The organism is Barnesiella viscericola DSM 18177, assembly GCF_000512915.1.
GTDB lineage: Bacteria > Bacteroidota > Bacteroidia > Bacteroidales > Barnesiellaceae > Barnesiella > Barnesiella viscericola.
Map to the genome: position 1 here is coordinate 1,859,716 of NZ_CP007034.1, position 14,151 is coordinate 1,873,866.

Below are 14,151 nucleotides of genomic sequence, written 5' to 3' on the forward strand. Positions count from 1 at the left end.
TCGGGAAACCTGTTTTACCGATTCTCTCCCGAGTTTTTTCAAGTATACCAGGTTATGTTTATAGAGCAACCCCCGTTTTTTTACCGCATGTTGTTTCCCGAGACCATCTGGCGTATCCCGGGCGAAGAAAAGACCGTCTACCTCACGTTTGACGACGGCCCCATACCCCAAGTGACCCCGTGGGTGCTCGACGTTCTCGACTATTATGCGGTAAAAGCCACCTTCTTCTGTGTGGGCGATAACGTGGCCCGCAATCCCAACCTCTTTCAGGAGTTGCGGCGCAGGGGGCATCAGGTGGGCAACCACACGATGAATCACGTGCAGGGCATGTCCATGCCCCCCGAGAAGTATGTGCGCAATGTGCTCAATGCCCACGACCTCATTCAGAGCCGACTTTTCCGTCCGCCTCACGGCCACATGCTGCCGGGACAGGCCAAGCTGTTGAAAAAGGATTTCAGCATCATCATGTGGGACGTGGTGACTCGTGATTACAGCAACAAACTCACCGGCGAGCAGGTGTTCGGCAACGTGAAGCGTTATGCCCGCAACGGCTCTATCATCGTGTTTCACGACTCGATCAAGGCCGAGCGTAACCTGCACTACGCCCTGCCGAGAACCATAAACTGGTTGCGAGAAAATGGATTCCTCTTCCGCACCCTTTGAGTGGAAAGAACAGATTCGTAGCGAAGCCCTGCGGTTGGGATTCGATGCGTGTGGCTTCGCATGTGCGGACGAGGTGGATAGTCAGTCACGTGACGCCTACCGCCGTTGGCTCGACGAGGGAAAGCAGGCTCAGATGGACTATCTGGGCAACTACCTCGACTTGCGCGACAATCCAGCCCTCCTCTATCCCGGAGCCCGCACCGTGATTTGTGTGGCGCTCAACTACTATCCTGCGCGGGTCCAACCCCGCGAGAATCCCCAATTTGCCTATTATGCCTATGGCCTCGACTATCACGAGGTGATGCGCGAGAAGTTGCGCCGGCTCGCTGCTTTCGTCACCACCCTCTCGGGCGACCCGGGGCGGGTATGTTGCGATACGGCACCCCTGCGGGAGCGTTATTGGGCCGTGCAGGCCGGGCTGGGCTTTATTGGGAAGAATGCCCAGTTGATTATTCCCGGCAAAGGTTCCTATTTCTTTCTGGGTGAATTGCTTACCACGCTCGCCTTACCCCCCGATACACCATTGACCAATCGTTGCGGCGATTGTTCGCTCTGCCGGGAGCACTGCCCCACGGGAGCCCTTTCGCAGCCGGGACAGGTCGATGCCCGCCTCTGCATCTCATGCCAGACCATCGAAAACCGGGGCGAGATACCCCCCGAGGTGGCTGCACAGATGGGCAATCGGGTCTATGGTTGCGACACCTGCCAGCAGAGTTGTCCCTGGAATCGGGCCGCTACTCCTTCGACTCACCCCGAGTTTGCCCCTTCCGATGAATTTCTTGCCCTCGATGCCGTCCGTTTCGAGGCGATGACCCCTGCCGATTTTAACCGTATATTCCGCCATTCGGCAGTGCGCCGGGCCAAATATGCCGGGCTCATGCGTAACTTCATAGTGTGGAAAAAGAACCGGGAGCAATAAGCGAATTGATGTAAAAAGATAGCTACCAGGGGGCTTCGCATCGGTTTTCCTTCCTTTTTGTATACAGGCCAGCAGCTCTCGTCTCCTTGGAAGAGGTATAAAAAGAGCGAGGGTCTCACGGTTGGTGAAACCCTCGCTATGCGGTTCGAAAGATTTCGGCTTTCGAGAGAGATTACTTCAGCAGGCTCTCGGGGTCGAGATTGTTCTTCTCGATATCCAGGAAATATTTGTACGTACCCACTTTCAGTTCGGCCGTAGCGGCATCGTCGCACACGATGATGCTCTTGGGGTGCATTTGCAGGGCCGTGATGGTCCACATCTGCGAAACGCCACCCTCTACACCCTGTTGCAGGGCACGGGCCTTGTTGTGACCGTTGACGATGATGAGCACGTGGCGCGCCGACATCACGGTACCTACACCCACGGTGAGCGCCGTTTTGGGCACGAGGTTGGTGTCGCCGCCGAAGAAACGCGAATTGGCGATAATCGTGTCTTGGGTCAGCGTTTTCACGCGGGTGCGCGAGGTGAGCGACGAGCCCGGTTCGTTGAAGGCAATGTGACCGTCGGGACCTACGCCGCCGAGGAACAGCTCGATACCGCCGTACGAAGCGATTTTGGCCTCGTAGCGGGCGCACTCCTCTTCGGGGTTGGCGGCATTGCCGTTGAGAATATTCACGTTCTCGGGACGAATGTCGATGTGCGAGAAGAAGTTGCTCCACATGAACGTGTGGTAGCTCTGTTCATGGTCTTCGGGCAGGTTGCAGTACTCGTCCATATTGAAAGTCACCACGTTGCGGAAAGAAACGACTCCCTTGCGGTTCAACTCGATCAGGTGTTTGTACATACCCAGGGGCGACGATCCGGTGGGCAGACCCAGCACGAAAGGTTTCTCTTCGGTGGGGTTAAACTTATTGATGCTCGATGCCACATAATTAGCGGCCCAACGCGAAACAGCATCATAGGTTGGTTCGATAATCAGTCTCATGATTTTATATAAATTTTAGCTTTTCCCAAAAGTAATCATTTTTTGGCAAGTAACGATATAGCGGTGAAGATTTTGTGTATTTTTCTAAAAAACGAATATCCTTCCATCATTTTTTACCTTTTTTGTGTGGAAAAAGTGTAAAGGAATCATTAAGTTTGTAACTCAAAATATTATCGCGATGAAAACAAATCTAAGTTCTCAAATCAAACTGGATCGGATACCCAAACGGTATTACGCTCCTGATGGAGAGTTGGAACTCGCCGCTCTTACGCGGGAAGAAAAGGTTTATACCAAAATTTTTGAAGGTTCCGACGAAGGTTCGGCCTATGTCGCTCACGACATCGCCGAGTTAATCCACAAGTGCAAGGCCGAGCACCGTCACTGTGTGCTGGCTTTGGGTTCGGGGGTAGGTACTCACCCCGTATATGCCGAACTGGTGCGCATGTACCAGGCCGGTGAGCTCAGCTTTTCCAATGTAATCGTCTTCAATATCGGCGAGTATTATCCGCTGCCCGAGGGTGCGCCCGGTACCATGAGTCTCTTGAAAGAGCTCCTGCTCGACAAGGTGAACATCGATCCCGAGAATATCCACACTCCGGCCAAGATGATCTCGAAAGAAGATGTCTATGTATACTGCAAGAAGTATGAAGAAGAGATCGAAGCCTGTGGCGGAATAGACCTGGTTTTGTGCGAAATTGGCACGGCCGGTAACCTCGCCTTCAACGAACCGGGTTCGCAACTCAACTCCTCTTGCCGCCTCATGTTGCTCGGTAGCGACGCCCGTCACATGGCCTCGTCGCAATTCAATTCGAGCGAGAATGTACCCCGCTGTGCCATTACGCTGGGTATATCGAACCTCATGGCTGCCCGTCGTATCATCAGCGTGGCCTGGGGCGAGACCAAAGCCAACATTGTGAAACGCACTATCGAGGGCGAAATCACCGATCTCATTCCCTCTTCGTTCCTTCAAACTCATCGTCGGGCCAAAGTGGTACTCGACCTGTCGGCCGCCGAGGCATTGACCCGCATCAGCCGTCCGTGGCTCGTTACCTCGTGCGAATGGGACGAGAAACTCATTCGTCGGGCCATCGTTTGGCTCTGCAAGGTAACGGGTAAACCCATCTTGAAACTGACCGACAAGGACTATAACGACAACGGTTTGAGCGAACTCGTAGCCCTCTACGGTTCGGCCTACAACGTCAATATCCGCATATTCAACTCGTTGCAGCATACCATCACCGGCTGGCCCGGCGGCAAGCCCAATGCCGACGATACCTTCCGTCCCGAGCGTGCGAAACCCTATCCCAAACGAGTCATCGTGTTCAGCCCGCACCCCGACGACGATGTAATCTCCATGGGCGGTACCCTCAAACGTCTGGCCGTACAGAAACACGATGTGCATGTAGCCTATGAGACCTCGGGTAATATTGCCGTAGGCGACGAGGATATGATGCGCTACATCATGCTCATCGACAACATTGCCAAGAAATTCAAGTTCGATACCCCCGAACTCTTGAAAGAGAGCAGCGAGATACACAAGTTTATCGAGCAGAAGAAAGACGGTGAGTCCGATACCCCCGACATTCGTTTCATCAAGACGATGATTCGTCGCGGCGAGGCCCGCACCGCTTGCAACTACATCGGTATCAAACCCGAGAACGTTCACTTCCTCAACCTCCCCTTCTACGAGACGGGTACGATTAAGAAAGGCGATTTGACCGAGGCCGATATCAAGATTGTAAAAGACTTGATCGAGTCGGTTAAACCGCACCAGATTTTCGTTGCCGGTGACCTGGCCGACCCCCACGGCACACACAAGGTTTGTCTCGATGCCGTACTGGCCGCCATCGACGAAATCAAGGACGAGGAGTGGATGAAGGATTGCCGCATCTGGATGTACCGCGGTGCCTGGGCCGAATGGGAAATCGACCACATCGAGATGGCCGTACCTTTGAGCCCCGAGGAGCTGCGTCAGAAACGTAACTCGATTCTCAAACACCAGTCGCAGATGGAGAGCGCTCCCTTCCTGGGCGACGACGAACGCCTCTTCTGGCAACGTGCCGAAGACCGCAACAAGGCTACGGCCGACCTCTACGCCAGCCTCGGCTTGGCTTCGTATGAGGCCATCGAAGCCTTTGTAGAGTATCACCCCATACGCTGATTATTCTAATCGTATGTATATAGGAAACGGGAGGCGGTCGATGACCGCCTCCCGTTCGTTTTGTCCCATGACGACGGGTGCGGGAGCCAAGTGCTGTTGTTTCGTCGCACGGTTATGAATAAACACAAAAATCCCCCGGGGTAGCACCCCGGGGGATTTTTTATATGAAACAGCAGCTATCGATTATACGTAATCGGCCCAGTTGGTGAGAGCCATGTCGCCCGATTTCAGGAACTCGTTGTGGAAACCGAAGGCCGCCTTCAAGTTGTGAGGCGTGTGGCCTTTGCCCAGTTTCAGGTAGTCCCACAGCAGTTGCTTGTACATGGGGTGAACGCAGTTCTCGATAATGGTGTGAGCCCGTTGGATAGGCGATTTGCCTCTCAGGTCGGCTACACCCTGTTCGGTAATGAGCACCTGTACCGAGTGTTCGCTGTGGTCCACGTGCGAAACCATGGGCACGATGGCGCTTATCTTGCCGCCCTTGGCCACCGAGGGGCAGGTGAATATCGAGAGGTAGGCGTTGCGGGTGAAGTCGGCCGAACCACCGATACCGTTCATCATCTTGGTACCCGTTACGTGGGTTGAGTTCACGTTGCCGAAGATGTCGGCTTCGAGAGCCGTGTTCATGGTGATGAGGCCCAGTCGGCGTACGATTTCAGGATTGTTCGATATTTCGCCCGGACGCATGATGACTTTGTCGTGGAAGAATCTGATGTTGCCGAATACCTCTTTTTGCTTTTCGTCGCTTATTGTCATGGAGCAGCAGCTGGCAAATTTGCATTTACCCTCTTTCATCAGGTCGATAACGGCATCTTGTATCACCTCGGTGTACATTTCGAACGCCGGAATGTCGGGGTTGGAGCCCAGGCTACCCAATACGGCGTTGGCAATGTTGCCCACACCCGACTGTATCGGTAAGAATTGAGGGGGGATAAGACCGGCTTTCAGTTGACTTACAAGGAAATCACACACGTTTTGGCCGATTTTCATGGTCGTTTCGTCGGCCGGGGTGAAAGGTTTTACACCGTCGAGTTTGTCGCTCTCGACAATACCCACGATTTTCTTGGGGTCGACCTTCACAATAGGGGAACCGATGCGGTCGCTGGGTTTATAGATGGGAATTTCGCGGCGATAAGGCGGGTCGAGCGGTTGGTAGATGTCGTGCATGCCCCGCAACTCTTTGGGGTCGTGATGGTTCAGCTCAATGATAATCTTGTCGGCCAATGCACAGAAGGTGGGGGTAGCGCCCACACCGTTGCCCAGTAAAATCTCTCCCTCAGGGGTGACCTCGGTAGCTTCGATGATAGCTACATTGATTTTACCCAGAAATCCGTAGCGCAGGCTTTGTGCCAGGTGCGAGAGGTGCATGTCGAAGTAGGCAATCTCGTTTGCATTGACTGCCGCACGGGTATCTTTGTGCGACTGATAGGGCGTACGGCTTTTGATAGCCTTGGCACGGGTCAGGGCTCCGTCCACGTAATCGCTGGTCGAAGCTCCGGTATAGACGCCAATCTGGAAGGGGCGTCCGGCCGCATGTTCGGCTTCGGCCCGTTGGGCAAGAGCGACAGGAACTACTTTGGGGGTACCTGCTGCTGTAAAACCGCTAAATCCTACATTATCATTGTGGTGAATGAATTGCGCCGCTTCTTCGGCGGTAATGATATTAAATGCCATATTCAAGATAAATTTTTGTTGTTTTTGAGATGTTTCAAGGTTAAGGTATTACTGCCATGGGTTCATCGTCAATATTTTCGGTTCAGAATTTCCGAGACGATAACCGCCTTGCGCCAGTCTATCTCGCCGACGTCTATGGCAGGGGCGTCGAGAGACTCTTCGGTCGGGACCGGTCGCGGGGTTGCCGCGGTTGCAAAGGCGGGCGTGCGCGAAAAGACCGATATTCCTTCGGCTTCGGGGGCCGACGGGACGACCGATGCGGGACGCGTTTTCGCCACAGGCTTTGCCGGTGCTTGTGCCGGTGCCGACGGGGAATCGAGCTGCCACTCGGTTTGCGGTTGTCGTTGTTCCAGCTTTTGGGGCCGGGATTGCGATGTCGTTTGTTCTTGTTGCCGGTGCGGCCGCTTGGGCGCGCGTGGAATGTACTCCTCCTCTTCGGCGGCCTGTTGCTCGGCCTCTTCGCGGGCCTTGCGCAACTCTTGGAAAATTTCGTCCAGGGTGAGGGTACGCGGGGTTCCCCACGATTCTTCTTCTTTTTCGGAGTTTTCTACGGGGGCGGATTCTTCGGACATCAGGCTTCGGTCGCGCTGCCTTCTCGGTTGATTCTTAGTGCTTTGTTGCTTTTTTGCCCCGAGAGAATTGATGGCGAGAATGACCAGACCGATGATTATAGCGACGATTATCTCTGAAAAATCCATCTCTTTTTCGTAATTTTGTCCTCAAATATAGAGTTTTATTGAGAATCTTCCAAATTTTGGGGCTCTATAAATAACTAAGAGCTGTTTCTCAACAACTCTTAGCCGATTTAACCTAAACCTTAACTATGAAAAAATTTCATGTAATGTGATTGCAAAGAAAATAATAATTTTTTAAAAAACAAATTTTTGAAATAAAAATATTACTTTTTAGTATATTTTGTTGATAAATTAAAATTAAATGGAGAAAAAATCGGACAGAATGAAAAATATGGATTCCGCCGCAAACCCCGTGGCTACGGGCGGTGCAGAGAAGAAATTGTTTATCGAGACCTACGGTTGTCAGATGAATGTGGCCGATAGCGAGGTGGTGGCTTCGATTATGCAGATGGCGGGTTATACGCTTTGCGATAAAATCGAGGAGGCCGACGCTATCTTTGTCAATACCTGCTCCATTCGCGACAATGCCGAGCAGAAGGTGCTCTCGCGCCTGGCCTATTTCCAGTCGTTGCGCAAGCATCACAAGTCGCTGGTCATCGGGGTACTGGGGTGCATGGCCGAGCGGGTGCGCGAGCAGCTCGTTGCCGAGAACGGTGTCGACTTGGTGGCCGGCCCCGATTCGTATCTCGACCTGCCCAATCTGGTGGGTGCCGCTGAGCGGGGCGAGAAGGCTGTAAATGTGGAGCTTTCCACCACCGAGACCTATCGCGAGGTGATTCCTTCGCGCATCGGGTTGAACCGCATCTCGGGCTTTATCTCGATTATGCGGGGTTGCAACAACTTCTGTTCCTATTGCATTGTACCCTATACCCGTGGACGTGAGCGCAGCCGCGAGCCGGAGAGTATCCTGGGCGAACTGGCCGACCTGAAAGCCAAGGGATTCAAGGAGGTGACGCTGCTGGGGCAGAATGTCAACTCCTACCGCTACGAGCGTCCCGACGGGACGGTGGTCGATTTTCCTGCCCTGCTGGCGATGGTGGCCCAGGCCGCCGGCGAGATGCGGGTGCGCTTTACCACCTCGCACCCCAAGGATATGAGCGACGAAACCCTCCACGTCATCGCCGCCTGGCCCAACCTCTGCCGCCACATACACCTGCCGGTACAGTCGGGGAGCAACCGTATTCTCAAACTGATGAACCGCAAATATACCCGCGAGTGGTACCTCGACCGCATTGCCGCCATTCGGCGCATCTTGCCCGGCTGCGGCATCACGACCGACATGTTCAGCGGCTTCCACTCCGAGACCGAAGAGGACTTTGAAGAGACGCTTTCGCTCATGCGCGAGGTGGGATTCGATTCGGCCTTCCTCTTCAAATACTCCGAACGCCCCGGCACCTACGCCTCGAAACACCTGCCCGACGATGTGCCCGAGGAGGTGAAGATTGCCCGGCTGCAACGCATGATCGACTTGCAGAACGAGCTCTCCCTCGAAAGTAACCGTCGCGACATAGGTCACGAGTTTGAAGTGCTGGTCGAGGGATTTTCGAAGCGTTCGCGCGAGCAACTCTTCGGACGCACCTCGCAAAACAAGGTAGTGGTTTTCGACAAGGGCAACCACTGTATCGGACAGCGGGTGCGGGTGCGGGTGACCGACGCCTCGTCGGCGACCCTCTTGGGCGAAGCGTTGGACTAACCTCTCTGCGACAGCGTCATGGAAAAAGTGGTTAAAGAGAGACTCTGGACTCCCAGTTTCCGGGCCGTGACGGCCGGGAACTTCCTGCTTTTTTTCGCCTTCTACCTGCTGTTGCCGGTACTCCCCATGTATTTGAGCGAGGCGTTTGCCGCCAGTCGTTCCACGGCCGGCTTTATCCTCTCGTCCTACACGATAACGGCACTGATGATACGACCCTTTGCCGGGTACATGGTCGACACCTTCCCCCGCAAGCGGCTGCTGCTCATCTGCTACTTTGTCTTCCTGCTCTTCTTCGGGGGGTATCTGCTGGCCGGCACCCTGTTGCTGTTTGCCATTATCCGGGCCGGGCACGGGATAGCCTTCGGGCTGCTCACCGTCTCGAACAGTACGGTAGCCATCGACGTGATGCCCTCCTCCCGCCGGGGCGAGGGTATCGGGTACTACGGGGTAAGCAACAACCTGGCCATGTCGGTGGGGCCCACCCTCTCGCTCTACATACACGATGCCTATGCCAATTTCGACTACATCTTTCTCCTTTCGATGGCTTCGGCCACGATAGGGCTGCTGTGTGTCTCGACCATCAAGATGCCCTACCGTCGCGACCCCGTCCCCGAGAAACCACCCATCTCGCTCGACCGCTTTCTGCTGTTGAAGGGTATGCCCGAGGCGGTGACGCTCATTTTCTACTCGTTCAGCTACGGCGTGCTGTCGACCTACCTGGCCGTGTATGGCAAGGAGGAGCTGGGTATCGAGTCGGGAGCCGGATTCTTCTTTATCCTGCTGGCCGTCGGGCTCATCTTGTCGCGACTGGCCTCGGGCAAGTGGCTCAATCGCGGATTCGTCACCCGCAACATCTTCCTGGGCATGCTGCTCTCGTTGCTCGGCTACCTCATCTTCGTAGGTGTGCGCAACGAGTGGGGATATTATGGGGCAGCTGTGATTCTGGGCTTGGGCTATGGTTGTATCTGTCCTGCTTATCAGACGATGTTTATCAATCTCGCCCCCAACAACCAGCGGGGTACGGCCAACTCTACCTACCTGACGGCTTGGGATTTGGGTGTGGGTCTGGGGGTGCTCATCGGAGGTCAGATTGCCGAGCTCACCGACTATGCCACGGCCTATGCCACCTCTTGTGTGCTGTGTGCCATCGGCTACCTGCTCTTCAAGTGGAAGACGGCTGCCCATTTCGAGAAGTACAAGCTGAGGTAGAAATAGTTAAAAAGAGTGAACAAAAGAAGCGATTTCGACGATATAGACTTTAATTTGCATAAAATTTGGGCTAACAATATCCTTTTGTTTTCCGATTTGTCAAAAGAAAGGGGTAATAACGTCGAAATGGTTGTTGAACAACGAGGTAAAATACTCGCAAAACAAACGGATTGATTTGGTAAAAAAGAGAGATATGAACAACAAGGCTTCTTTCAGCAGACGGATATCATTTCTGAATGCTCGAATGACTTCAACATTAAGCGTTTCACTGGTTCTTTTTATCTTGGGTATCATGGTCTTGATGGGTTTCCTGGCCACCAATCTCTCGCGCCATGTCAAGGAAAACATAGGATTCTCGATTATTCTCAACGAGTCGGCCGGAGAAAGGCAGGTGCATCAGTTGCAGCGTATGCTCGAGCGGTCGGACTATGTGAAGGCGGCTCAGTATATCTCGAAAGAAGATGCCTTGAAAGAGGTGATGATCGAGTTGGGCGAGAACCCCGAAGATGTGTTGGGCGTCAATCCCATGCAATCGTCCATCGAGGTGAAGCTCAAAGCCGATTATGCCAATACCGACAGTCTGGCCGTGATTGAGAAAAAGCTCCGCGATCAGGTTATCGTCAGCGAAATCATGTATCAGAAGGACCTTATCCAGTCGGTCAACGACAACATGAGCCGCATTGGTCTCATCTTGCTGGCGCTGGCTGTCGTGCTCATGATTATCTCCTTTGCCCTGATCAGCAATACCATCAGACTGGGTGCCTACTCCAAGCGTTTTCTCATTCACACGATGAAGCTGGTGGGTGCTACGCCGGCCTTCATTCGACGGCCCTTTATCGTCTCCAACATCATCAATGGCATCATAGCCTCGGTCATTGCCATGCTGCTCCTCTCGGGTTGCGTCTATTACCTCATGACCGAGATGGAAAACTTCACTACCCTTCTGTCGGTCCCCATGATGCTGCTCGTCTTTCTCACCGTGCTGGTGTTGGGCATTATTCTCTCGGCCGTTTCGGCCTATTGGGCCGTGAACCGTTATATCCGCATGGATCGTGACGACTTGTACTACGTATGAAAAAAACTTATAGGAACAGAATAATATGAAATCAAGCGAAAAGAAATCGGTATCGGCGTTGCCCGACGAAGGCAAGAGAGCCTCTTTTGCCTTGGGGAAGACCAATCTTAAACTCATCGGCATATCGTTTGTCGTTATCGTCATCGGATTCCTGTTGATGCTGGGTCCCGGTACTACCCCCGAAGCCTATAACCCCGACATTTTCAGTTTCCGTCGCATCGTCCTGGCTCCGGGCATCGCCTTTGTGGGCTTTGTCTTTATGGTCTATGCGATTATGTTCAACTCCAAAAAGAAGAGATAGTAAAGCGTCAGCAAGGTAGTTTGATATTCCTGTTTAATTTTTCAAGAAAGTGGATTTTTTAGAAACGATTATTATCGCCATAGTAGAGGGATTGACCGAGTTTCTGCCCGTTTCCTCTACGGGGCACATGATTATTACACAAAGTATTCTTGGTGTAGAAAGTACCCCCTTTGTAAGGGCATTTACGGTAATTATACAGTTTGGAGCCATTTTGTCGGTGGTATGTCTCTATTGGAAACGGTTTTTCCGGCTCAACCGCACTCCGCTCCCGGGCAACCCATCGGCCTTGCGGCGGTTCCTGCACACCTATGATTTCTACTGGAAGTTGCTGGTCGCCTTCATTCCTGCTGCCGTATTCGGTTTGGCCCTGGGCGACTGGATCGACACCCTGCTCGAAAATGTGGTAGTTGTTGCCGTCATGCTGGTTATTGGCGGTATTTTCATGCTCTTCTGCGATCGGATATTCAACAAGGGTAGCGATCAAACCGAGCTTACCGAGAAGCGCGCATTTTATATAGGCCTGTTTCAATGTATAGCCATGATACCGGGTGTATCCCGTTCGATGGCAACCATTGTGGGAGGTATGACACAGAAACTTTTGCGCAAAGCGGCAGCCGAGTTCTCGTTCTTTCTGGCAGTGCCTACCATGTTTGCGGCAATGGGTTATAAAATACTGAAACTGTTTTCCGAACCCGAAGGAGCCGATTTGATTATGAGCAACATGGGTACTCTGTTGTTGGGCAACGTAGTTGCCTTTGTGGTAGCCCTGTTGGCCATCAAGTTCTTCATAGGGTTCGTTACCCGTTATGGATTCAAGGCCTTCGGTTGGTATCGTATAATTGTGGGTGGTGTGATTCTCGTTATGTTGTTGATGGGGCATAACTTAACGATTGTGTGATGGATTTTAACGAAGGCGAAATCATATATATCGACAAACCGCTGCATTGGACCTCGTTCGATGTGGTAAAGCGAATCCGGTTGCGGATACTGCGTCGGCTCAAACAGAAAAAGTTGAAGGTGGGCCACGCCGGTACCCTCGACCCGCTGGCCACCGGAGTGATGATTGTCTGCACCGGGCGGGCGACGAAACGCATCGAGGAGTTCCAGTACCACACCAAAGAGTATATCGCTACCCTGCGGTTGGGGGCCACCACTCCCTCCTTCGATTTGGAGACCGAGGTCGATGCCACCTATCCCCACGAGCATATTACTCGGGAGATTATCGAGCGAACTTTACCGCGTTTTGTCGGTTCCATTATGCAGATACCCCCTTCCTATTCGGCCTGCAAGATAGACGGTCGTCGGGCTTACGACATGGCCCGCAAGGGGCAGGAGGTGGAATTGAAACCCAAGGAGCTGGTCATCGACGAGATCGAGTTGCTCGATTGCGAATTGCCCGAGATCAGAATCCGGGTGGTGTGCAGCAAGGGTACCTACATCAGAGCCTTGGCCCGGGACATCGGGATTGCCCTTGGCAGTGGAGCCCACTTGGTGGGGCTTGTGCGTACACGAGTAGGCGATGTGACGCTGGCCGATTGCCTGTCGGTCGACGAGGTGGCCCGGCTCATCGACGAAGCGCCCATAGAGGCGACCGAGCCAGAAGATAAAAAAGAAAAAGAAGAAAATAAACCGATATGAAACTGTCCCAATTCAAATTCAAATTGCCCGAAGCGCAAATCGCTCAGTACCCGGCAAAAAACCGGGACGAGTCCCGGTTGATGGTTATCGACCGGAAGACGGGAAACATAGAACATCGCATTTTTAAAGAAATTATCGACTATTTCAACGAGAAAGACGTATTTGTTTTCAACGATACCAAAGTATTTCCGGCCCGCCTCTATGGTAACAAAGAGAAAACCGGTGCCAAAATCGAGGTCTTCCTCCTGCGCGAGCTCAACGAGGAGAACCGCCTGTGGGACGTTCTGGTCGAGCCGGCCCGGAAAATCCGTATCGGTAACAAACTCTATTTCGGCGACGACGACTCGATGGTGGCCGAGGTAATCGACAACACCACCTCGCGCGGCCGCACGCTGCGGTTCCTCTACGACGGCTCGCACGACGAATTCAAGGAGGCGCTCTACAAGCTGGGCGAGATGCCTCTGCCCTCCTACATCACCCGTCCGGTCGAGGAGCTCGATGCCGAGCGCTATCAAAATATCTTTGCCCGTCACGAAGGGGCTGTGGTCACTCCGGCCGCCGGTCTCCATTTCAGTCGGGAACTGTTGAAACGCATGGAGATTAAAGGTATCGACTACGGATTCCTCACGCTGCACTCGGGGTTGGGCAACTTCCGCGAAATCGATGTCGAGGACCTCACCAAGCACAAGATGGACTCCGAGCAACTGCTCGTCACCCCCGAGCTGGTCAATCTGGTCAACCACGCCAAGGACGAGGGTCGTCAGGTCTGCGCCGTGGGAACCTCGGTCATGCGCGGTATCGAGAGTGCCGTCAGCACCGGTGGACACATGAAAACCTACGACGGGTGGACCAACAAATTCATCTTCCCTCCCTACGATTTTACGGTTGCCACCAGTCTGGTTACCAATTTCCACATGCCGCTCTCGACCATGCTGATGATGGTGGCCGCTTTCGGTGGATATGAAATTGTACTGTCGGCCTATGATACCGCCTTGAAAGAGGGGTACCGTTTCGGAGCCTATGGCGATGCCATGCTCATTCTGTAACGCGGTCAAACGGGAACCGGCCAGACTCCTGGAAAACGAATAAAAAAGCCTTGCTGAGCCTCTGAGAAAAGGGTTGGCAAGGTTTTTTGTTTTATCGGTTACATTTTTATACAGATTGCTTGTACGACTCGAAACTCTCTCTATCTTTGCGG

At 53.2% G+C, this 14,151-nt stretch carries 13 protein-coding genes; 10 read left to right on the forward strand and 3 right to left on the reverse strand.

What is annotated here, in order from left to right:
• Positions 1 to 54: 54 nt before the first annotated feature.
• Both BARVI_RS07495 and queG read left to right on the forward strand, forming a co-directional pair.
• Positions 55 to 663: a polysaccharide deacetylase family protein gene (locus tag BARVI_RS07495; RefSeq protein WP_025278638.1), complete on the forward strand. Its 609-nt coding sequence runs from the start codon at positions 55 to 57 to the stop codon at positions 661 to 663.
• Positions 638 to 1,582, forward strand: a complete 945-nt coding sequence (gene queG, locus BARVI_RS07500) for a tRNA epoxyqueuosine(34) reductase QueG (RefSeq protein ID WP_025278639.1) — start codon at positions 638 to 640, stop codon at positions 1,580 to 1,582. Before BARVI_RS07495 ends, queG begins: the two co-directional genes overlap by 26 nt.
• 172 nt (positions 1,583 to 1,754) lie before the next feature.
• Here queG and nagB read toward each other — a convergent pair whose 3' ends face one another.
• Entirely contained in the window at positions 1,755 to 2,567 is an 813-nt protein-coding gene (nagB, locus tag BARVI_RS07505; protein WP_025278640.1) for a glucosamine-6-phosphate deaminase, read from the reverse strand.
• Positions 2,568 to 2,745: 178 nt separating this feature from the next.
• Here nagB and BARVI_RS07510 point away from each other — a divergent pair, with 178 nt between their 5' ends.
• Complete coding sequence (locus BARVI_RS07510) at positions 2,746 to 4,728, forward strand: glucosamine-6-phosphate deaminase (RefSeq protein ID WP_025278641.1); 1,983 nt, start codon at positions 2,746 to 2,748, stop codon at positions 4,726 to 4,728.
• Positions 4,729 to 4,911: 183 nt separating this feature from the next.
• Here BARVI_RS07510 and BARVI_RS07515 read toward each other — a convergent pair whose 3' ends face one another.
• Both BARVI_RS07515 and BARVI_RS07520 read right to left on the reverse strand, forming a co-directional pair.
• Positions 4,912 to 6,402 (reverse strand): acetyl-CoA hydrolase/transferase family protein, encoded by a 1,491-nt coding sequence (locus BARVI_RS07515; RefSeq protein WP_025278642.1) that lies wholly within the window; start codon positions 6,400 to 6,402, stop codon positions 4,912 to 4,914.
• 68 nt (positions 6,403 to 6,470) lie between these two features.
• A complete protein-coding gene (locus BARVI_RS07520; protein ID WP_157232564.1) occupies positions 6,471 to 6,974 on the reverse strand; it encodes a hypothetical protein in 504 nt (167 codons plus the stop codon).
• A gap of 385 nt (positions 6,975 to 7,359) precedes the next feature.
• On the opposite strand from BARVI_RS07520, the gene miaB reads away from it, so the two are divergent.
• The 7 genes from miaB (at position 7,360) to queA (ending at position 13,999) form a co-directional block, all read left to right on the forward strand.
• Entirely contained in the window at positions 7,360 to 8,730 is a 1,371-nt protein-coding gene (gene miaB / locus BARVI_RS07525) for a tRNA (N6-isopentenyl adenosine(37)-C2)-methylthiotransferase MiaB (protein WP_025278644.1), read from the forward strand.
• 27 nt (positions 8,731 to 8,757) lie between these two features.
• Complete coding sequence (locus BARVI_RS07530; RefSeq protein WP_025278645.1) at positions 8,758 to 9,939, forward strand: MFS transporter; 1,182 nt, start codon at positions 8,758 to 8,760, stop codon at positions 9,937 to 9,939.
• Positions 9,940 to 10,183: 244 nt separating this feature from the next.
• A complete protein-coding gene (locus BARVI_RS07535) occupies positions 10,184 to 11,014 on the forward strand; it encodes a cell division protein FtsX (RefSeq protein WP_232213967.1) in 831 nt (276 codons plus the stop codon).
• Between the two features lie 25 nt (positions 11,015 to 11,039).
• Complete coding sequence (locus BARVI_RS07540) at positions 11,040 to 11,315, forward strand: DUF3098 domain-containing protein (RefSeq protein ID WP_025278647.1); 276 nt, start codon at positions 11,040 to 11,042, stop codon at positions 11,313 to 11,315.
• Positions 11,316 to 11,364: 49 nt separating this feature from the next.
• Positions 11,365 to 12,213 (forward strand): undecaprenyl-diphosphate phosphatase, encoded by an 849-nt coding sequence (locus BARVI_RS07545; protein WP_038534311.1) that lies wholly within the window; start codon positions 11,365 to 11,367, stop codon positions 12,211 to 12,213.
• Complete coding sequence (truB, locus tag BARVI_RS07550; RefSeq protein WP_025278649.1) at positions 12,213 to 12,953, forward strand: tRNA pseudouridine(55) synthase TruB; 741 nt, start codon at positions 12,213 to 12,215, stop codon at positions 12,951 to 12,953. The genes BARVI_RS07545 and truB overlap by 1 nt, the downstream gene beginning before the upstream one ends.
• Positions 12,950 to 13,999 carry a tRNA preQ1(34) S-adenosylmethionine ribosyltransferase-isomerase QueA gene (queA, locus tag BARVI_RS07555; protein WP_025278650.1) on the forward strand — a complete coding sequence of 350 codons (1,050 nt, stop codon included), beginning with the start codon at positions 12,950 to 12,952 and terminating at the stop codon, positions 13,997 to 13,999. Before truB ends, queA begins: the two co-directional genes overlap by 4 nt.
• Positions 14,000 to 14,151 lie beyond the last annotated feature (152 nt).